At 68.9% G+C, this 19,102-nt stretch carries 18 protein-coding genes; 9 read left to right on the forward strand and 9 right to left on the reverse strand.

The window, feature by feature from the left end:
- Positions 1-568: 568 nt before the first annotated feature.
- The 3 genes from ACZ63D_RS33970 to pucD all read right to left on the reverse strand — a co-directional run bounded on the left by ACZ63D_RS33970 (position 569) and on the right by pucD (position 4,558).
- Entirely contained in the window at positions 569-1,057 is a 489-nt protein-coding gene (locus ACZ63D_RS33970; protein WP_465358401.1) for a (2Fe-2S)-binding protein, read from the reverse strand.
- Positions 1,048-1,926: an FAD binding domain-containing protein gene (locus ACZ63D_RS33975; protein WP_465358402.1), complete on the reverse strand. Its 879-nt coding sequence runs from the start codon at positions 1,924-1,926 to the stop codon at positions 1,048-1,050. Before ACZ63D_RS33975 ends, ACZ63D_RS33970 begins: the two co-directional genes overlap by 10 nt.
- A 307-nt stretch (positions 1,927-2,233) precedes the next feature.
- The gene (gene pucD, locus ACZ63D_RS33980; RefSeq protein WP_465358485.1) at positions 2,234-4,558 is read right to left on the reverse strand and encodes a xanthine dehydrogenase subunit D; all 2,325 of its coding nucleotides are present in this window, start codon (positions 4,556-4,558) and stop codon (positions 2,234-2,236) included.
- Positions 4,559-4,650: 92 nt separating this feature from the next.
- Here pucD and ACZ63D_RS33985 point away from each other — a divergent pair, with 92 nt between their 5' ends.
- Positions 4,651-5,646 carry a LacI family DNA-binding transcriptional regulator gene (locus tag ACZ63D_RS33985; RefSeq protein WP_465358403.1) on the forward strand — a complete coding sequence of 332 codons (996 nt, stop codon included), beginning with the start codon at positions 4,651-4,653 and terminating at the stop codon, positions 5,644-5,646.
- A 24-nt stretch (positions 5,647-5,670) separates the two neighbouring features.
- On the opposite strand, the gene ACZ63D_RS33990 is transcribed toward ACZ63D_RS33985, so the two are convergent.
- Positions 5,671-6,654, reverse strand: a complete 984-nt coding sequence (locus tag ACZ63D_RS33990) for an amidohydrolase family protein (protein WP_465358404.1) — start codon at positions 6,652-6,654, stop codon at positions 5,671-5,673.
- Positions 6,655-6,994: 340 nt separating this feature from the next.
- On the opposite strand from ACZ63D_RS33990, the gene ACZ63D_RS33995 reads away from it, so the two are divergent.
- From ACZ63D_RS33995 to ACZ63D_RS34020, 6 genes are all read left to right on the forward strand, one after another.
- Complete coding sequence (locus ACZ63D_RS33995) at positions 6,995-8,401, forward strand: amidohydrolase family protein (RefSeq protein WP_465358405.1); 1,407 nt, start codon at positions 6,995-6,997, stop codon at positions 8,399-8,401.
- 35 nt (positions 8,402-8,436) lie between these two features.
- A complete protein-coding gene (locus ACZ63D_RS34000) occupies positions 8,437-9,798 on the forward strand; it encodes a nucleobase:cation symporter-2 family protein (protein WP_465358406.1) in 1,362 nt (453 codons plus the stop codon).
- A 209-nt stretch (positions 9,799-10,007) separates the two neighbouring features.
- Entirely contained in the window at positions 10,008-11,369 is a 1,362-nt protein-coding gene (locus ACZ63D_RS34005; RefSeq protein ID WP_465358407.1) for a nucleobase:cation symporter-2 family protein, read from the forward strand.
- 9 nt (positions 11,370-11,378) lie between these two features.
- The gene (locus tag ACZ63D_RS34010) at positions 11,379-11,984 is read left to right on the forward strand and encodes a UbiX family flavin prenyltransferase (protein WP_465358408.1); all 606 of its coding nucleotides are present in this window, start codon (positions 11,379-11,381) and stop codon (positions 11,982-11,984) included.
- Positions 11,981-13,342, forward strand: a complete 1,362-nt coding sequence (locus ACZ63D_RS34015; RefSeq protein ID WP_465358409.1) for a UbiD family decarboxylase — start codon at positions 11,981-11,983, stop codon at positions 13,340-13,342. The genes ACZ63D_RS34010 and ACZ63D_RS34015 overlap by 4 nt, the downstream gene beginning before the upstream one ends.
- Before the next feature lie 13 nt (positions 13,343-13,355).
- Entirely contained in the window at positions 13,356-14,336 is a 981-nt protein-coding gene (locus ACZ63D_RS34020; protein ID WP_465358410.1) for a CobW family GTP-binding protein, read from the forward strand.
- Position 14,337: 1 nt separating this feature from the next.
- Here the strand turns inward: ACZ63D_RS34020 and ACZ63D_RS34025 are convergent, their stop codons facing one another.
- Positions 14,338-14,736, reverse strand: coding sequence for a RidA family protein (locus tag ACZ63D_RS34025; protein ID WP_465358411.1), 399 nt, complete (start codon positions 14,734-14,736; stop codon positions 14,338-14,340).
- A gap of 61 nt (positions 14,737-14,797) precedes the next feature.
- Between ACZ63D_RS34025 and mtnA the strand changes: the two genes are divergently transcribed.
- Positions 14,798-15,772, forward strand: a complete 975-nt coding sequence (gene mtnA / locus ACZ63D_RS34030) for an S-methyl-5-thioribose-1-phosphate isomerase (RefSeq protein ID WP_465358412.1) — start codon at positions 14,798-14,800, stop codon at positions 15,770-15,772.
- A gap of 33 nt (positions 15,773-15,805) precedes the next feature.
- Here mtnA and ACZ63D_RS34035 read toward each other — a convergent pair whose 3' ends face one another.
- Entirely contained in the window at positions 15,806-16,021 is a 216-nt protein-coding gene (locus tag ACZ63D_RS34035) for a ferredoxin (protein WP_465358413.1), read from the reverse strand.
- Between the two features lie 2 nt (positions 16,022-16,023).
- Positions 16,024-17,214 (reverse strand): cytochrome P450, encoded by a 1,191-nt coding sequence (locus ACZ63D_RS34040; protein WP_465358414.1) that lies wholly within the window; start codon positions 17,212-17,214, stop codon positions 16,024-16,026.
- A gap of 141 nt (positions 17,215-17,355) precedes the next feature.
- Here ACZ63D_RS34040 and ACZ63D_RS34045 point away from each other — a divergent pair, with 141 nt between their 5' ends.
- The gene (locus tag ACZ63D_RS34045) at positions 17,356-18,108 is read left to right on the forward strand and encodes a TIGR03084 family metal-binding protein (RefSeq protein WP_465358415.1); all 753 of its coding nucleotides are present in this window, start codon (positions 17,356-17,358) and stop codon (positions 18,106-18,108) included.
- Here ACZ63D_RS34045 and ACZ63D_RS34050 read toward each other — a convergent pair.
- The gene (locus tag ACZ63D_RS34050) at positions 18,105-18,503 is read right to left on the reverse strand and encodes a hypothetical protein (RefSeq protein WP_465358416.1); all 399 of its coding nucleotides are present in this window, start codon (positions 18,501-18,503) and stop codon (positions 18,105-18,107) included. The genes ACZ63D_RS34045 and ACZ63D_RS34050 overlap by 4 nt on opposite strands.
- Complete coding sequence (locus tag ACZ63D_RS34055; protein WP_465358417.1) at positions 18,500-19,012, reverse strand: MarR family winged helix-turn-helix transcriptional regulator; 513 nt, start codon at positions 19,010-19,012, stop codon at positions 18,500-18,502. The genes ACZ63D_RS34050 and ACZ63D_RS34055 overlap by 4 nt, the downstream gene beginning before the upstream one ends.
- Positions 19,013-19,102: the final 90 nt, after the last annotated feature.

The following is a 19,102-nucleotide window of genomic DNA, read 5'->3' on the forward strand; positions in this document are numbered from 1 at the left end:
TCCGACGCGGGGCGCGAGTGCGCGGCTGGCATGGGTTTCCGATACCGGACGCCGGTACGCGACCGGCACGGGATACCGACACCCGTCACCAGTCCGCGACTGGCGCGGTGCCCGATACCGGTCGCGAGTTCGCGGCTGGTGCGGTGAGCCCATCGGATGCGGGATTCGGATGCGTGGTGCCGTCGGGAACCCCACGCTCCAAGCCTGAAGTCGGCTCCGGCGAGCCGGTGGGCAGCGGGGCCTCCCTCACGGGGCAAATGCCGGGGATGACCGGCGGTGTCGTGCTCGCCCGGCTGGGTGCGCAGCTCGTCGACGTCCGGCTCGAACCCGGTGCTACGCGTGGTTTCGTGCTCGCCGCCGGACGGGTTGCTCGAAGCATCTGCTGCTCCGGCTCGGCCGGGGTGGTTGGCACCGCGCTGGGCTGGGCTGGGCTGGGCTGGGCTGGGCTGGGCTGGGCTGGGCTGGGCTGGGCTGGGCTGGGCTGGGCTGGGCTGGGCTGGGCTGGGCTGGGGAAAGGTGTCGCACAGCTCCCCACCGGTGGGCAAGCGCGGAATCCCGCGCGTGGGCGTCAAGCGGGGTTGGCGGGCTCCGTCTCGCCGACGCGAGCCGCGGCTAGGCGGACTGCGTCGAGGATTTTCTCGTAGCCGGTGCAGCGGCAGAGGTTTCCCGCCAGGGCCTCGCGGATTTCCGGGTCCGTCGGGGTGGTCGCGCGGTGCACGAGTTCGTGCGCGGCGACGATCAACCCCGGGGTGCAGAAACCGCATTGCACGGCGCCGGCGTCGATGAAGGCTTGCTGGACCGCGTCGAGGTGTTCGCCGTCGGCCAGGCCTTCTACGGTGTGGACGTTTCCGCCCTCGGCTTGGCCCGCGGCGACCAGGCACGAACACACTGGGACACCGTCCAAATACACTGTGCACGAACCGCATTCGCCTTGCTCGCAGGCGTTTTTCGAGCCTGGCAAACCCAATTGGTCGCGCAGCACGAAGAGCAAGCTCTGCCCCTCCCAGACCTCGTCGACGGTGCGCGGCTCGTCGTTGACAGTGAGGTTCAGGCGCATTTCGGCTGCCCGCCTTTCCGGTAGTCTTCCCAGGCCCAGCTCAACGTCCGGCGGGCCAGTACGGCGATCGCGTGGATGCGGTAGTCGGCGCTGCCCCGGACGTCGTCGATCGGGGACGCGGCGCTCGCGGCCAGTTCGCCGAAGCGGCGGACGAGCGGGTCCGGCAGCGGGGAGCGCGACGTCCACCGTTCGGAGAGGGCGTCGCGGAGGAAGTCCTCGGCGGCGGTGGCCCGGCGCGGGGTCGGGGCGGCCGAGCCCACCGCGGCGCCTACCCAGCCGGTTTCCGGGGCCAGGTCCAGGGCGAACGAGCACACCGCGATGACCATCGCGTTGCGGGTGCCGACTTTCGCGAACTGCTGCGGGCCGGTCGCGACGGGGAGGTGGATGGCGGCGATCAGCTCGTCCGGGGCCAGTGCGTTGCGTTTGACGCCTTGGTAGAACTCCGTCGCCGGGATCATCCGGGTGCCGCGCACCGAGGCGGCCTCGATCGTCGCGTCACAGGCCAGGAGCGTCGGGTGGGTGTCGCCGGCCGGGGAGGCCGCGCCGAGGTTTCCGCCGACGGTGCCGCGGTTGCGGATTTGCGGGGAGCCGACGGTGCGGCTGGCCATCGCCAGGCCGGGGAGCCTCGTGCCGAGTTCGGTGATGATCCGCGTGTAGGGCACGCCCGCGCCCAGCCGGATCCGGCCGTCGTTCTCGGTCCATTCGGTCAGGTCGCGGATCCGGGTGAGGTCGAGCAGCGCGGGCGGGCGGCGGTGGTCGAAGTTGAGTTCGACCAGGACGTCGGTGCCGCCTGCCAGGGGGACGGCGTCCGGGCGGTCGGATTTGACGGCCAGGGCTTCGGCCCAGGTCGCCGGGGTCAGGAAATCCACGGGGCACCTCCGGAGGGGGCAGCTGCCGGTCAGGGACGGGACAAGACGGTCGGTGGGTCAGCGATTACGGGCGCGGTTCCTCGGTCCAGGCTCGTGCGCGGTTCGACCTGCAGAATGGGGTTCGTTGCCGCGCGGGCTGGGAAGAGACGCTCGTGGGAACGGAGGCGAGACACCGGCCGGATGCGCCCCAACGCGGTCCGCAGAGCTGCACCACCGGCAGAAGCAGAGCCGCACCTGCCAGACGGCACCGCACAGTCGCCGCGCCAAACCGTCCAGCCGCCAACCCGGACGCCACCTCGCGCGCCAATCACGACCCGGCCCGCAGCCCGGGCTTTCCGGCCAGTGCGATGTCGTCCGGGCGGATCGGGGCGTGCGGCAGAGGCAAACCGGTCGCGGCGCGGAGGGCGTTCAGGATCGCTGGGGTCGACGAGAGCGTCGGTGGCTCGCCCACGCCATTCAACCCGTACGGCGAGTCCGGGTGCGGGAATTCGAACAGGCTGATCGGCATCGGCGGCACGTCCAGCACCGTCGGGATCAGGTAGTCCGTGAAGGACGGGTTCCGCACCCGGCCCTCCCGGTCGACCAGGATCTCCTCCATCAGGGCCAAACCCAAACCCTGCACGCTGCCGCCTTCGATTTGGCCTTCCACTGCCAGCGGGTTCATCGCTTTGCCGACGTCCTGCGCGGTGGCCAGCTCGACGACCTTCACCAAACCCAGCTCGACATCCACGTCCACCACGGCTCGGTGGGCGGCGAAGGCGAAAGCGATGTGTGCGTCGCCTTGGCCGGTTTCCGGGTCGATGCCTTGGGTGGGGCGGTGGTGGTACTCGAAGGTGTGCGCGACGGTGTCCGAGCCCACCAGGTCGGCGATGGGGCACACCGGATGCCCGCCGCTGTCCAGGACGTGATCGTTGCCTAGCGACAGGGCCGAAGCTGGCAGGCTGTACGCCTCGGCGGCGCGGCGCAGCAGTTCGCGGGCGATGTGGCGGCAGGCGCCTTGCACGGCCCCGGTCGACATCCAGGTCATTCGGGAGGCGGACGCGGAACCGGCGTCGCCGATTTGAGTGTCGGCGGGGAGTACGACTACTCGGGAGACGCCTAGTTCGGTACTCGCCACTTGCGCTTGGACCGTGGTGACGCCTTGTCCGCATTCAGCTGCGGCGGTGTGCACGGAGACCACAGGTTCACCGTTCACTACGGCCAAGGCGACTCGGGCGGTCGAGATGTCGTCGACGCCTCCTGAGTAGCCGATCGCTTTCACTCCGACTGCGTAGCCGACGCCGCGACGCACCCCCTCGCCGTGCGTCGTGTTGGCGGCTCCGCCGGGCAGGGAAAGCAAATCGGTGTCACCAGCAGGTGGCAGAGGACGGTCGCGGAGGGCTTGCAGCAGCTCCGCGACGGGGGCCGGGCCGTCGACGGCTTGGCCGGTGGGCAGGACGGTGCCGGTGGTCATGGCGTTGCGCAGGCGCAGTTCCATCGGATCCATGCCTAGTGCGCGCGCTAGTTTGTCCATATTGGACTCACAGCCGTAGGCCGACTGAACCGCGCCGAAACCACGCATCGCACCGCAGGGCGGGTTGTTCGTGAAAACCGCCAGGCCGTCGATTTCAGCGTTCGGGACGTCGTAGGCACCGGTGACGAAGTAGCAGGCGTTGGCGATGACTACTGGCGAAGTCGAGGTGTAGGCACCGCCGTCCAGAACCAAGCGGGCTTTGACATAGACCAGGCGGCCGTCTCGGGTGGCTCCGTGTTCGTAACGCATCTTCGCCGGGTGGCGGTGTACGTGGCCGAAGAAGGATTCGTAGCGGTTGTACGACATTTTCACCGGGCGGCCGAGGCGCAGGGCGAGCATGCAGGCGTGCACGTGGACGGAAAGGTCTTCCCGGCCGCCGAAGGCGCCGCCGACGCCTGCGAGAGTCAGCCGCACTTTTTCCGGTGGCAAGCCCAGGCAGGGAGCGAGTTGTTCCAGGTCTTTGTGCAGCCATTGCGAGGAAACGTAAAGTTCGACGCCGCCGTCTTCGGAAGGAATGGCCAAGCCGGATTCCGGGCCTAGGAAAGCCTGATCCTGCATGCCGACCTCGTACTCGCCGGTGACCACGACGTCCGCCTCGGCGCGGGCGCGCTCCATGTCGCCGTGGCGGATTTTCACGTGCCGGACAAGGTTTCCGTCCGGGTGGATGGAGCGGACGCCGTCGTCCAGGACGGTCATCGGGTCCGTGACCGGGGTCAGCGGTTCGTAATCGACAATGATCAGTTTCGCCGCCTGCCGCGCGGTTTCCGGGTCGTCGGCGGCGACCAGCGCGACCGGTTCTCCGTGGTAGCGGACTTCCTCCGCGGCGAGGACCGGCTGGTCGGCGGATTTCATTCCGTACGTCTTCGCGCCGGGCACGTCCTCGTGGGTGAGCACGGCGTGCACGCCTGGCTGCGCGAGGGCTTTGCTCGTGTCGATGGACCGGATCCGCGCGGCCGCGTACGGGCTGCGCAGCGTGGTCGCCCAGACCATGCCCTCGATCCACAAATCCGACGAATAGGCGAACCGGCCGGTCACCTTGGCGGAGCCGTCCGGCCGGAGGGCGCTTTCGCCCACCCCGGCGGCTTTCCCGGTTTCCGCGGCGCGTACCAGCGAGTCCACAGTGACCACCAGCTTTCCTGCTTTGCCGACTGCACGGGATTCAACACGTGTAGATCGGGACTGTCAACTGCTCTTCGGGTATCGTCCGGCGCATGCAGCGGGTCACCAGGGACGACGTCGCGCGGCTGGCGGGCACCTCGCCGGCCGTGGTCAGTTACGTGCTCAACAACGGCCCGCGTCCGGTCGCGCCCGCCACGCGGGCCCGGGTCGAACAGGCCATCGCCGAGCTCGGGTACCGGCCGAATCTCGTCGCGCGGGCGTTGCGGTCCACGCGCAGCAACGTGCTCGGGCTGGTCGTGCCGGACAGCAGCGAGGGGTACTTCACCCAGCTCACGCATGCGGTCGAGCGGGCCGCGTTCGCCCGAGGATCCTTGGTGCTGCTAGGAAATTCGTCCTTCTCGCGGGAACAGGAGCTGCGGTACGCCGAATCGCTGGCGAACATGCGCGTGGACGGTCTGCTGCTGGTCCGCGCCGAGCTCGCCGGTGCGTCCGCGAATCACTCCACTTTGGACGTTCCGGTCGTCTACCTGCACCACCGCGCACCGTCCGGCAGCACCGCTCCGTCTGTCGTGCTGGACAACAAGGCGGGCGGGCGGTTGACCACCGAGCACCTGCTCGGACACGGTTACCGCGAGATCGGCTGCCTCACCGGCACCGCCCGCTCCGGGCCGGTGGCGGATCGGGCGCGGGGCTGGACGGAGGCGATGCGGGCGGCGAAAAGGAACGCGGGCAACGTCGTGCGCACCGGGTTGGATCGGCACGCCGCGCGGGCGGACATCCGGCGGTGGTTGCGGTCGCCGGAGCGGCCGCGCGCGATCATGGCGACCGCGGACGGGCTCGCGCTCGACACCCTCACGGTCGCGGCGGAACTCGGTTTGAGGGTGCCGAAAGACCTAGCGGTGATCGGCTTCGGCGGCACCGACGCCGCCGCGCACAGCTGGCCCGCGTTGTCCACTGCCGGGCATTCCTTCGACGATTTCGCCGACGCGGCAGTGTCCACTCTGGACCAGCTCCGGGAGAACACTCAGCCGGGAGACCGGATCCTCGACGTCCACCTGACCGCCCGCGCCAGCTGCGGGTGCGACTGACCCCGCAGCTGGCGCGGCGAGAAATCAGGAGTTAGCGGCCTCCGCCCACGCCGAAGGCGTGTAGCCGAGATAATGCGACGCGTGCGTGTTCGCCGCCGAAGCCTGCGGAATGTCCCCGCGCAAATACGCCTCGGCCTCCGCCTTGTCCTTCGGCGGCGGCGTCGGCGCGAGGCCGAGCAGCTTGGCCATGTTGTTGCCGAGGTAGCCCTCCAGGTCGTCCTCGGACAGGTTCAGGCCCTGCGGCGGCTGGTGGCACAGCACTTCCAGCTCGCGCGCCCACATGCCGGGCTCGTTCGGCGGGGAATCGGTGCCGAAGACCAGGTCGCTCTTCTTCATCTCCTTGGCGAATTCGACGATCCGCGACTGCAGCAGCCAGCCCGATTCGCCGATCACGTTCGGCGAGTCCTGGATCATCCAGAACGCCTCGAAACAGTAGACGCCGCCGGTCTGGATGCCGAAATGGCCGAGAATGAACGTGACGTTCGGGAACTCGCGGATGATCGGGTAGAACTGGGTCGGGATCGAGTACGGCCCGTCCCCGGTGTGGATCAGCACGATCACGCCGAGCTCGTCGCACACCCGCATCACCGGCCGCAGCCAGTCCAGCGCCCGGTCCGGGCGGTAGGAATGCATGTTGGCGTGCAGTTTCAGCATCTTGTAGCCGTATTCCTTCACGTGGAAGGCCAGCTCCGCCGCGCCGTTCTCCGGGCCGAACCGCGGGTTGTACATGAAGTTCCCGACGAACCGGTCCGGGTAGCGCTGCACGAGCGAGGTCACGTACGCCTGGTATTCGCGGATGCCCTCGCGGCCGGTTTTGTTTCCCTCGCGCCAGGTCGTGTTCCCCGGCGGCGGCATGATGCAGCTGACGTCCACGCGCCGCGGTTTGCCGTTGATCCAGAATGGACCGTCCATCATTTCCAGCGTGCGCTCGCCGGTGAACGGGGTTCCGGTGTGCCGCCAGGCTTCGTCGACGAGATTCGTCGGATGGACATGGGTATCGATAATCACCGGATGTCTCCTTACGCAAGACTTGAGTAAAGGACTCCCCGGCCGCGCTTCACCGCACCTACGGGACCCGGAAGCGCGATCCGCGCTCCGGCGCCACCGAGTGCAGCACCTTCGCCGCCCGCTGTCAACACATGATCGCCGGATGCGTTGCGCGGCAAGACTTTTCCGGACGGGGCTCTTGACACCGGTCCCGCGAGGGCTTTGCATTGAACGACCCGGCGGTGCCGCCGGGCGCCGGTGACCTCCCGTTTCGGGCCAACCGTTCGGCCAGCTGCCTCCAGCCGCGCGCTGGAGACGACCGCCGGGCCGGGTCCGTCCCCGCCCGGAGAAGGGCGGCCCGATGTCGGCTGCGGAACCACGACCCTGCGATCTCCTGCTTACCGGCGGCACGGTGGTGACCGTCGACGACCAGCGCACTGTCCATTCCCGCGGCCACGTCGCGATCATCGGCGACCGGATCGCCGGTGTCGGCGAAGGGCCCGGCACTGATCGCTGGCGCGCCGGAGAGATCATCGACTGCCGCGGCAAAGCCGTGCTGCCCGGCCTGGTCGACGGGCACAACCACCTCTACCAGGCACTCGCTCGCGGGCTCGGCGAAGGCATGTCGATCGTGCCGTGGCTGTGCGAATTCATGTGGCCGTATTCGATCGCGATCACCGGCCCCGAAGCGGCGGCCGGGGCGCGGCTCGGCGCGGTCGAGGCATTGCGCGCCGGCATCACGACAGTGATCGACAACCATTACGCGCCAAGCGATCTCGAGACGACGCTCGCGGTCGCCGACGTCATCGAGCAGGCCGGGCTTCGCGGCGCGGTCGCGCGCGGCATGCTCGGCGAGCGCACCGAAATCGCCGACCGCCGCGGTCAGCCGATCGAACTGTTCCGCTATTCGACCGAGGACGAGTTCGCGATCACTCGCGAGGCGATGCAGCACCGGCCGCCCGGTTCAAAAGTCACAGTGTGGCCCGCCGCGCTCAATCTCTGTTACGTGGAGCAAAAACTCGTCCGCCGGACGGTCGACCTCGCCCGGGAATTCGGCACTCGCTGGCACACCCATTGCTGCGAAAGCAAAACCGATCCGGTCAGCTACCTCGAAACCCACGGGGTGCGGCCGGTCGCATGGCTCGCGAAAGAAGGCCTGCTCGACGAGAAAGCCACCCTCGCGCACGCGATTTGGCTCGACGAAGCCGAAATCGAGCAGGTCGCCGAGGCGGGTGCCGGGGTTTCGCACAACCCGGCGTCCAACGGCTACCTCGCTTCCGGCACCGCCTCGATAGCGAGCATGCGCAGGCAGAACGTCCCGGTCGCGCTGGGCACCGACGGTCCCAGCTGCGGTCATCGGCAAGATCTTTTCGAGGCGATGAAACTCAGCGTTTTCGGCCAGCGAGCGGCCACTTTGGACCCGACGGCGCTGCGGGCCGAGGACGCGCTGGAAATGGCCACCCGCGAGGGGGCCCGGTACGCCGGTATCGACGCGGGATCCCTCAGCGAGGGCAAACTCGCCGACGTCATCGTGACCGCGCTCGACCGTCCGCACGTGCGCCCGGTGCACCGGGCTGTCGCCGCCCTCGTCTACTCCGCCCGCGGGTCCGATGTGGAGCTGACGATCGTGGGCGGCGAGGTCGTCTACCGCGCCGGACAGTGCGTCCGCGTCGACGAAGCGGCCGCCGCCGACGAGGCGGAACGGCACGCGGCCCGGCTGCTGAGGCGCAGCGGCATGGGCGGACTGCTCACTCCCTGGGCGCGGTGATCCGCGCTCGCCCCTTCCCCGCTGTGGAGGAAACCATGCGATTCCGTCCGCGCACCACCCGAGCCGAAGCCACGACCCGCGACGCGGTCGACGCCGTCCCCCGGCTCCGGCAGCTGCTCCCGCTCGGCATCCAGCACCTGCTGGTCGCCTACTCCGGAATGGTCACCGTGCCGCTGCTGGTCGGGCTCGGCGTCGGCTTGTCCACCGCGCAGATCGCCACGCTCATCACGGCGAACGTGCTGGTCAGCGGCATCGCGACGCTGTTGCAGACGCTCGGCGTCGGCAATGTCGGCGTCCGGCTGCCGATCGTCATGGGCTCGACTTTCACCGGCATCACCCCGGCGATCATCGTCGGCAAGGAGGCCGGCCTGCCCGCGGTCTTCGGCGCGACGATCGTCGCCGGGCTGCTGACCTGGCTGGTCGCGCCGTGGTTCAGCAAGCTGATCCGGTTCTTCCCGCCGATCGTCACCGGGACGATCATCGCGATCATCGGGTTCTCGCTGCTGCCCTCCACCGCGACCCTGATCGCCGGGTCCAATCCGAGTGCGTCCGACCACGGTTCGGCCGGACGGCTGATTCTCGGGCTGGGCACCATCGTGCTGACTGTCTGTCTGGAACGGTTCGCTCCGCCCGCGGTGCGTCGCTTCGCGATCCTGATCGCACTGGCCGTCGGGACGCTGGTGGCGATTCCGCTGGGCATGGCGGATTTCAGCTCGGTCGGGCAAGCGGACTGGGTCGGCGTCGTGAAGCCGTTCGAGTTCGGCGTGCCGACGTTCGCGGTGTCCGCGTTGCTGCCGATGATCATTGTGCAGCTGGTGAACATGGTGGAATCGACCGGCGACACGCTCGCCATCGGCCAAATCGTCGGCCGCGACGTCGGGCCGCCCGAGATTTCCCGGGCGCTGCGCGCGGACGGCATCGGCACCGCGTTCGCCGGGGTGTTCGGCTCGTTCACGGTCGTCACCTTCGGCGAGAACGTCGGCCTGGTCAGCATCACGCGCGTGATGAGCCGGTTCGTGGTCGCGACCGCGGGCGCGGTGCTGGTGGTGATGAGCCTGGTGCCGAAACTCGGCGCGGCCGTCGCGTCGCTGCCCGGGCCGGTGCTCGGCGGCGTCGGCGTGGTCATGTTCGGCACCGTCGGCGCGGTCGGCCTGCGCATCATGAGCCAGGCGGATCTGAGCAACGGCCGCAACATCCTGATCGTCGCCATCTCGTTCGGCTTCGGCCTGCTCCCGGTCGGCGCGCCGGAGTTCTACCAGCATCTGCCCGTGGTGGTGCAGACCGTGCTGACGAGCGGTATCGCGGCCGGCGGCATCGCGGCCTTCCTGCTGAACCTCGTGCTCAACCGCCGCGAGCGGGCCCCGCGCACCGGAGGAGAAGCCGCGCCCGGGTATTGACCCTCGGCGGATTGCGATGCACCATAGTCGAAACCCCTTGCAGGGAAGGAAAAATCTTCATCGATCCCACAACCCCGTAGGTGCGGCGGCAGGATGCGCGCGCGGCCGGGGGTCATCGACGCCGGCTGCCCGTCCGGCTCCGGCGACGCCCCGCGACCCGCCCGGCCCGGCCTTTCCCGGCCCCGCCGGCCCAACGAGGTGAGGGAATCATGGCCAGTCACCCGTCTCCCCCGTCCCCTGTGGACGAACGTCCCCGATTCGGTCCGCTGGTGCTGCTCGGCCTGCAGCACGTGCTCGTGATGTACGCCGGTGTCGTCGTGGTGCCGATCGTGGTCGGGGCCGGGCTGGGGCTGCCGCAGGCGCAGATCGCCGACCTGGTCAGCGTCGACCTGGTGCTCGCCGGGATCGGCACCATGCTGCAGGCGTTCGGCGTCTGGAAGTTCGGCATCCGGATGCCGCTCGTGGTCGGGGCCGCGTCCAACGGCATCGTCCCGATGGTGCTGATCGGCAGCACGCAAGGCCTGGCCACGGTGTACGGCTCGCTGCTCGTGGTGGGCGTGCTCTGGGTGCTGATCGCGCCGCTGTTCAGCAAATTGCTCAAGCTGTTCCCGGAAGTCGTCACCGGCACGGTCATCACCTTGATCGGGCTGACGCTGATTCCGGTCGGGCTGAAACTCATCGCCGGTTCCAACCCGTCCGCGCACAATTACGGTGCGCCAGCGAATCTCGCCCTCGCCGGGTTCACGCTCGCGCTGATCGCGGTGTTCTACCGGGTCTTCCGCGGTCTGCTGGGCCAGCTCGCGATGCTGATCGCGTTGACGGTCGGCGCGATCGTCGGCTGGCTGACCGGGTTGGGCAGCCTCGCCGGAGTGGCCAACGGCCCCGTTTTCGGCTTGCTGAAACCGATGCATTACGGAGCTTTGCATTTCGACATCCCGTCGATTCTGCTGTTCCTGGTGATCGTTTTCGTGCTGATGGTCGAGGCGTCCGGGCAGGGGCTCGCCGTCGGGCAGGTGGTCGGCAAGAAGGCCGGGCCGCGCGACATCGCCAACCTGCTCCGGGTGGACGGCCTGCTCACCGCGCTCAGCGGCGTGTTCAACGGCTTCGCCTACACCACCTTCGGCCAGAACATCGGGCTCGTCGCGCTGACCAAGGTGCGCAGCCGGTACCCGGTCGCGGTCGGCGGCATGATCCTGATCGTTTTCGGGGTGGTGCAACCGGTCGGCCGGGTGATCGCGGCGATCCCGCAACCGGTGATCGGAGCGGCCGCGGTCGCCACGTTCGCGGCGCTGACGGTGTCCGGCATCCAGCTGCTGTCCCGAGTGGACTTCAACCAGACCGGCAACCTCGTGATCGTCATGCTGTCGCTCGGCGTCGGGCTGATCCCGGCTGGCGCACCGGACTTCTACAAGCAGTTCCCGTTCGCCGCCCAGGTTTTCCTCAAGAGCGGCGTGGCCACCGGAACCGTCCTGGCAGTGCTGCTGAACCTGCTCTTCTTCGCGCGCCGGAAACGGCGGCCGGAAGAGCCGCTCGTGCACCGAGAACCCGCCGCGAAGCTTTCCCAGTCCTGAAAGGACGTCATGGGCACCGAATCGCAGCGGCCCCGGCTGATCGTCGGCATCACCGGGGCCAGCGGCCCGCACCTTGCCATCCACCTGCTGACCGCGCTGCGCAAGCTCGGCACGGTGGAGACGCACCTGGTCATGTCGCGAGCCGCGCACCGCACCATCGAACTGGAAACCGGAATGCCGCCCGCCGAGGTGGCCGAACTGGCCGACGTCCGCCATGCGCGCGGGGACATCGCCGCCTCGATCGCGTCCGGGTCCTTTCGCACCATGGGCATGGTCGTCGTGCCGTGCTCGATGAAAACCGTCGCCGGGATCGCGCACGGCTACAGCGACGACCTGCTCGTCCGCGCCGCCGACGTCACCCTGAAAGAACGCCGTCCGCTCGTGCTCGTCGCCAGGGAAACCCCGCTGAGCCTCGTGCACCTGCGCAATCTGGTGGCGGTGACCGAGGCGGGCGCGACCGTCCTGCCGCCGGTGCCCGCCTTCTACCACCAGCCCGAGTCCATTGAGGACATTCTCGCCCACCTGACCGGCAAGGTGCTCGACCAGTTCGGTATCGAAAACGACCTGTTCGAGCGCTGGCAGGGGCCGTCCGCCTCGCAAGGAGTTTCGCGGTGAACCACCGGCAAGATCCCCACGCTTTCGTCGACCGGTACCGCCAGGAGTTTCCCGGCGACGTGCTCGTTCTCGACAATCCCGTCCCGGCCGACGAGGGCGTCACCGGCGTGATTTACGAACTCGCCGCGGCCGGACGGCACGAGATGGTGCTGTTCCGCAAGGTGACCGGACTCGATGTGCCGGTGGTCAGCAACATGTTCGCTTCGCGGCAACGCATCGCCCGCATGCTCGAAACCGGACCGTCCGGTTTGCACAGTGCCTACCAGCAACTTGCACTCCGGGCGGTACCGCCGAGGGTGGTCGACAGCGGCCCCGTGCTGGACGACGTGACAACCGACGTCGATTTGGCGGCCATTCCGATGCTGCGCCATTTCGCCAGCGACCGCTCCCCTTACGTCACCAGCGGCATCATCGTCGCGGAGGATCCGGACACCGGCGTCGGCAATCTCAGCTATCACCGCGCGATGCCGCATTCCCGCACGGAATTGGCGACCAGCCTCCATTCCCGGGGCGACCTGTGGCGGATGCTGCAGAAGTACGCGGAACGCGGCGAGCCGATGCCGGTGGCCATGGTGCTCGGCGGGCATCCGCTGTTCATGCTGGCCGCGTCCGCGCGCGTCGGTTACGACGTGGACGAGCGTGCGGTGGCTGGCGGGCTGTTCGGCGAACCGCTGGAAGTGGTGCGCACGCCCCGCCATGGCATCGGCGTCCCGGCTTGGTCGGACTTCGTCCTGGAAGGCACGATCGACGCCTCCGAGCACGCGGACGAAGGCCCGTTCGGCGAATTCTCCGGCTATTCCTCGAATCGCTCGACCAACAACGTATTCCGCGTGCAGACAGTCATGCGCCGCTCCGACCCCATGCTCATCGATGTCGTCGGCGGTAACACCGATGAGCACCTGAATCTCGCACGCGTGCCGCGAGAATCGGAAATGGCGGAGAAACTCAAGGCACGCTTCCCGGATGTCACCGCGGTGCACTATCCGACGTCCGGCACGCACTTCCACTGTTACGTCGCGCTGCGGCAGCGACGGCCCGGTCAAGCCCGGCAAGTCATGCTCGGCTTGCTCGGCTGGGACCCGTACGTGAAGACAGTGATCGCAGTGGACGAAGACGTCGACATCACCAGCGACAGCGAGGTCCTCTGGGCGCTCGCCACGCATTTCCAGCCGCATCAGGACTTGTTCACTGTGGACGGTCTGCCCGGCTCGCCGCTCGACCCGTCATCCGGATCCGACGGCACGACCTCCCGGATGGGTCTGGACGCCACCCGCGGTTCGAATTTCGACGGCAACCGCATCATCGTTTCCGAAGAAGCACGTCAGCACGCTCGCCGGATTCTCGGCGGGAACGTTTAAGGAGGGAATCATCATGGCCAAAATCCCGGTGACCGTACTGACCGGCTTTCTCGGCTCCGGCAAGACCACGCTCGTCAACCACATCCTCACCGCGAACCACGGGCACCGGATCGCGGTGATCGAGAACGAATTCGGCGAGATCCCGATCGACAACGCGCTCGTGCTCGGCGGCGACGAGAAGATCATCGAGATGAGCAACGGCTGCTGCCTGTGCTGCACCGCGCGCACCGACTTGATCGAGATCCTGCAATCGCTGCTGCGCCGCCGCGAACGGTTCGACCGGATCCTCATCGAAACCAGCGGCATGGCCGACCCGAACCCGGTCGCGCAGACGTTTTTCGTGGACGACGAGGTGTCCTCGGCCTTCGCGCTGGACGCGATCGTGACGCTGGTCGACGCGCGGCACGTCGGCAGCCACCTCGAAGAGGGCGAGCACGACGGCGTCGGCGGGCAGGTGAGCAACCAGATCGCGTTCGCCGACCGGATCGTGCTCAACAAAATCGACCTGGTCACCGAGCCGGAAATCGAGGAACTGCGCACGCAGCTCCGCTCCGTCAACGCGACCGCGGACATCCTCACGTCCAGTTACGGCAGCGTCGACCTAGACGACATCCTCGGCATCAACGCCTTCGACCTGAACCGCACCGTCGCCGCCGACCCGGACTGGCTCGAGGACGACGCTCACCACCACGACCCGACGCTGGAATCGGTCTCGATCGAACTCGACTACCCCCTGGACCGCGCCGCGTTCGAACAGTGGCTCACCGCCCTGCTGGCCGAACGCGGCGACGATCTGTACCGGTTCAAGGGAATCCTCGCCTTCGACCGCCGCACCGTGCTGCAGGGCGTGCACCGGATCTACGAACTGACCGATGCCGGTGAATGGGGCGAGCAACCGCAGGTCAGCAAGCTCGTCCTCATCGGCCGGAACCTCGACCGCGCGGAGCTGACCGACACCGTGTCCCGCTGCAGCCTGGCCGCGGCAGGACGGTGACTCAGGCGAGCGCGGCGGTCACGTCCACTTCGACGAGCTGGCCCGGAAAGCCCAGGCAGGTCACGCCGACGAGCGTGCTCGCGGTGGTGAACGCCGCGGCGATCGAGGAGTTCGTGAACCGTTCCCACACCGCGGCCAGCGTCGGCCGATCGGCGGTGGCCACGTAAATCACCGTGCGCACGACGTCCTCGGAGGTCGCGCCGGCGTGCGTCAGTGCGACCTCCGTGTTGGCGACGACCTGGTCCACCTGCGCCAGGACGTCGCCGGGAACGACCTCGCCGTCGATCGTCAACGGGCACTGGCCCGCGAGATGCACGGTGCGGCGCGCGTCGACGGTGGTCACGTGGTGGTAGCCGGGAGTCGGATGCAGGGCAGGCGGGTTCTGCCGTTCAATGGTCACGAGGCGGATCGTCGCGCACGCCGACGGCGATCCTCCACGGGATTTCCGGACGGGAGGGCGCATGCGCAGGACAGTCGACTGGGCCGACGGGGCGATCGTGATCGTGGACCAGGTCGCGCTTCCGGGCGAGTACCGCACGCTCACGCTGCGCACGGTGACCGAACTGGTCGACGCGATCCAGCGGCTGGCGGTTCGCGGCGCACCAGCGTTGGGAGCGGCGGGCGCGCTGGGCGTTGCACTCGCGGCCTACCAAGGCGGTGACGTGCGGGCGGAGGCGGAACGGATCGCGCAGGCCCGGCCGACGGCGGTCAATCTCGCGTGGGGCGTTTCCCGGGCGCTGGCTCAACTGCCCCGCGGAGCCGACGCGGTGCTGGCCGAGGCGCAGGCGATGCTCGACGAGGACGAGCACCGCAACCGCGCCGCGTCGGCCCACGCGGCGGAAGTCGTCCTGGATTCGTGCCCGCGCAGGCCGTTGCGGCTGCTCAGCCATTGCAATACCGGACAGCTGGCGACCGTCGCGTGGGGCACTGCGCTCGGAGTCGTCTGGCACCTGCACGCGCGCGGGCTGGTGGAGTCGGTGCTGGTCGACGAGACGCGGCCGTTGCTGCAGGGCTCCCGGCTCACCGCTTGGGAACTCGAGCGAGCCGGGGTGCCCTACCGCGTGCAACCGGACGGCGCGGCAGCCGCGGCGATGGCGCGCGGGCTGGTGGACTGCGTCCTCGTCGGCGCGGACCGGATCGCGGCGAACGGCGACGTGGCCAACAAGATCGGGACCTATGGGCTGGCCATCGCCGCCGCGCACCACGGTGTTCCGTTCGTGGTGGTCGCACCGACGTCCACTGTGGACACCACCATCGCCACCGGCGCGGACATCGCCATCGAGGAACGCGCGGGCGGGGAACTGACGAAGTTCGGCGGCGTGCGGATCGCACCGGAGGGTGCGGCGGTGTTCAACCCGGCCTTCGACGTCACTCCCTCGGCGCTCATCACTGCGGTGGTCACCGAGGACGGCGTTTTCCGTGAGGGGAACCTTTGAGGCCGGGTTCCCCTCACGGACGGCGGGCCGGTGCTAAGGCCGCGGGCCGACGACGGCGGTCCCGTCCCGCACGGTGATCGCCATCGCCGGGCAGGAATCCGCGGCGTCCAGCACGGTTTCGTCCGGTTCGACGGAGTCCCTGACGGCGCGCGCGGTGGCACCGTCCAGCGCGAACGTCTCCGGCATCAGCGACGCGCACATCCCGCTGCCGATGCACGTTCCCCCGTCGACCTCGATGTTCCAGGGCATGGTCACCATCCGATCGGCATCGACCGCGGTCCGCGGACCAGCATCTGTGTCTTCCACTCAATATCCCCGGCCAGCCGCAGGCCCGGCAACTCCCTCGTCAGCGCCCGCAACGCCTCCTGCAGTTCCAGCCGCGCGAGCGGGGCGCCAAGGCAGTGGTGCACGCCGTGCCCGAAGCCGAGGTGGTGGTTGTCGCCGCGGTCCAGCACGAGCTGGTCCGCCGCGGTGAACTGCAGCCGGTCCCGGTTCGCCGCGCCGACCGCCACCAGCACCGGTTCCCCCTTGCGCACCAGGACATCGCCGACCTCGACGTCCTCCGTCGCGTAACGGGCGAAACCAGCCCCAGCGCCGAGCGGGACGAAGCGAAGCAGCTCTTCCACCGCGGTCGGGATCAGCGACGGATCCGCGCACAACCGTTCCCAGTGCTCGTGCTGGTCCAGCAACGCGTACACGAAGTTGGGAATCTGGCTGGCGGTCGTTTCGTGGCCGGCGACCAGAATCCCGACGCACAGGTCCACCAATTCCAGTTCCGTGAGCCGATCCCGGACGTCGCGGGCCTCGATCAGCGCGGTCATCAGATCGTCCTGCGGCTGCGCGCGATGCTCCGCGATCAGACCGGCCATGTAGGCCCGCAGTTCCTCGCGGCTGCGTTCCGATTCCTCTGGCGTGAGCCGCGTGGTCGACAACGCCGCGTCGCTCCATTCGCGGAACTGCGGCCGGTCGCCCACCGGGACGCCGAGCAGTTCGCAGATCACCGCGACCGGGATCGGCAGCGCGTACAGGTCGACCAGGTCCGCCGGTTGCCCGTGCTCGCGCAACTGGTCGATCAGCTCGTTTGCCAGCCGCGCGACCCGCGGCCGCAGTTCCTCGACCCGCCGCGCGGTGAACGCCTTCGCGACGAGCGTGCGCAGCCGGGTGTGATCCGGCGGGTCCATCGAGAGGATGCCGCCCGGACGCCGGTATTCCGACATCCGCGGTTCGTCGCTTTCCTGCGCCAGCGCGCGGGAAAACCGCCGGTCGCCGAGCACGAGCCGGGCGTCGGCGTACCGGGTGGCGAGCCAGGCGGGCTCGCCGTGCGGCATCTGGACGCGGATCATCCCGGCGTTCTCGCGGGCGGCGGTGTAGGCCTCGTTGAGCGCGAGGCCCGCCTCCTCGTTGAACGGGTAGGCGAGCGGTTCGGTGTGCGTGGTGGTCATGCCAACGACTCCCCGGATCCCTTTGTAAGCAGGTGCTTACATGCTTACACCCGGGCCGTCCGCGCGTCAATCCGCCAGGAGCTTCCGAAAGCAGCAGAGCGAAAGCGCCCGCGGCGGCCGCGGGGTGGATAGCGTGGTCGCATGCTGGACTACGGCCTGGATTTGTCTGAAATAACCCGGGAATCCGCCTTGCCGGATTTGCTCGCGGAGGGCGACGATCTCGACGCGGTGGTGTCCGCGGAACCCGACTGGTCGAGACCGACCCCGGCCGAAGGGTGGACGATCGGCCACCAGATCGCGCATCTCGCGGCGGCCGACGCGAACGTCGTCCTCGCCGTCCGCACGCCGGAGAAGTTCGCCGCGGCACTGGACGAAGACGCCGACGCGATCGCGGCGGCGGAAGCCGCGCGACCGCGTGCGGAATTGCTGGACGACTGGCGCGCCGGACGCGCCGAAGCGGCGGCGGTGCTCGGCGAAATCCCGCTGGACCAGGCGTTCCCGTGGTACGGCTCGGAGTCCTCGCCGACGCTGGCGGTGGCGCTTCGGCTGATGGAAACCTGGGCGCACGGGCAAGACATCTACGACACCGTGGGCGTCGAGCACCGCCCGACGGACCGGCTCAAGCACATCGCCGCCTTGGGTGTCGCCGGGCGCGGGCTTTCGTTCTACGCCGCCGGGCTGCCGCTGCCGACCGAGCCGCTCCGGGTCGAACTGACCGGCCCCGACGGCGCCCTCTGGACCTGGGGTCCCGACGACGCCGCACAGCGGATCCGGGGCAGCGCGAGGGATTTCTGCCTTCGCGTCACCCAGCGCCGCCCCCTGGACGAAACCGGACTGGCCGCGATCGGCGACGACGCGAAAACGTGGCTGGAGAACGCCCGGATCTTCCTCTAACGACGCCTGGGCCGCAGCAACGCGACACCGACCGACAACGCGCCCGTCGACACCACGTGAATCGCCAGCGCCTTCCGATTCGGCGCCCACACCCCGGTCGTCGGCCCGCCGGACCACATCGCCGCCACGAAACCCCCTGCGGCACAAGCCATTGCCCGCCACAGCGCCGGGGAGCGATCCCGTCCGGCCGCCAAACCGGTTCCCACCGCACCGAAAGCGCCCACGGTGATCAGGGCTTCGCGCGCCATGTGGTACTGCACGTGCCCTTCGCCGTTCCGCACCTCCGGTGCGCGGTAGGTCGGATCGGTGATGTGCGTGACCGTCTGCCACACCGACGGCGCGGCGGCGGCGAGGCCCGCGACAACCGCAGCCGTACCAAGGGTTTCCCGCTTCATTCGTGGTCCTTTCCCTTGAGGTGGTGCGAAACCCGCCGCAGCGCGTCGTTCACCACGTCGATGGTTTCCGGGTCGAGAGCCTTCGCGAGCTCGCGTTCGATCTCCGTCTTGAGCTCGAACGACGCGAGCGCCTGCCGTTTGCCTTCCGCGGTGAGGGACACCAGCACCGAACGCCGGTCGCCCGGGTCCTTGTCGCGGCGGACCCAGCCGCGCGCCTCCAGCCGGGTGATCCGGTGCGTGACCGAACCCGAGGTCAACTCGACCGCCGCCATCACCTGCCCGGGCGTCAGCCGGTGCCCGGGCGCGCGCTTGAGCGCGGCGAGCATTTCCAGCTCCCACAACTCGATCCCGTGCGCGGACAGTTCGCGGCGCATCGCCAGCTCCAGCTGGTGCGCGACCCGCCGCAGCCGGTAGGACAGCGATTTCGCGCCCAGCACGCTCTCGTCGCCGCCCCCGCGCCGGACGGCGTCCACCAGGTCGTCGACCGCGTCCCGCGGGGCTGTGCTCACCGGCACGGGCCTTTCTCTCGACATCAAGACAGCAAGAGAATACCTTGACGTCAAGAGAGTTCGCCAGACGGACATCAGCCAAGGGGGAAC

Source organism: Amycolatopsis sp. NPDC104775 (assembly GCF_055583325.1).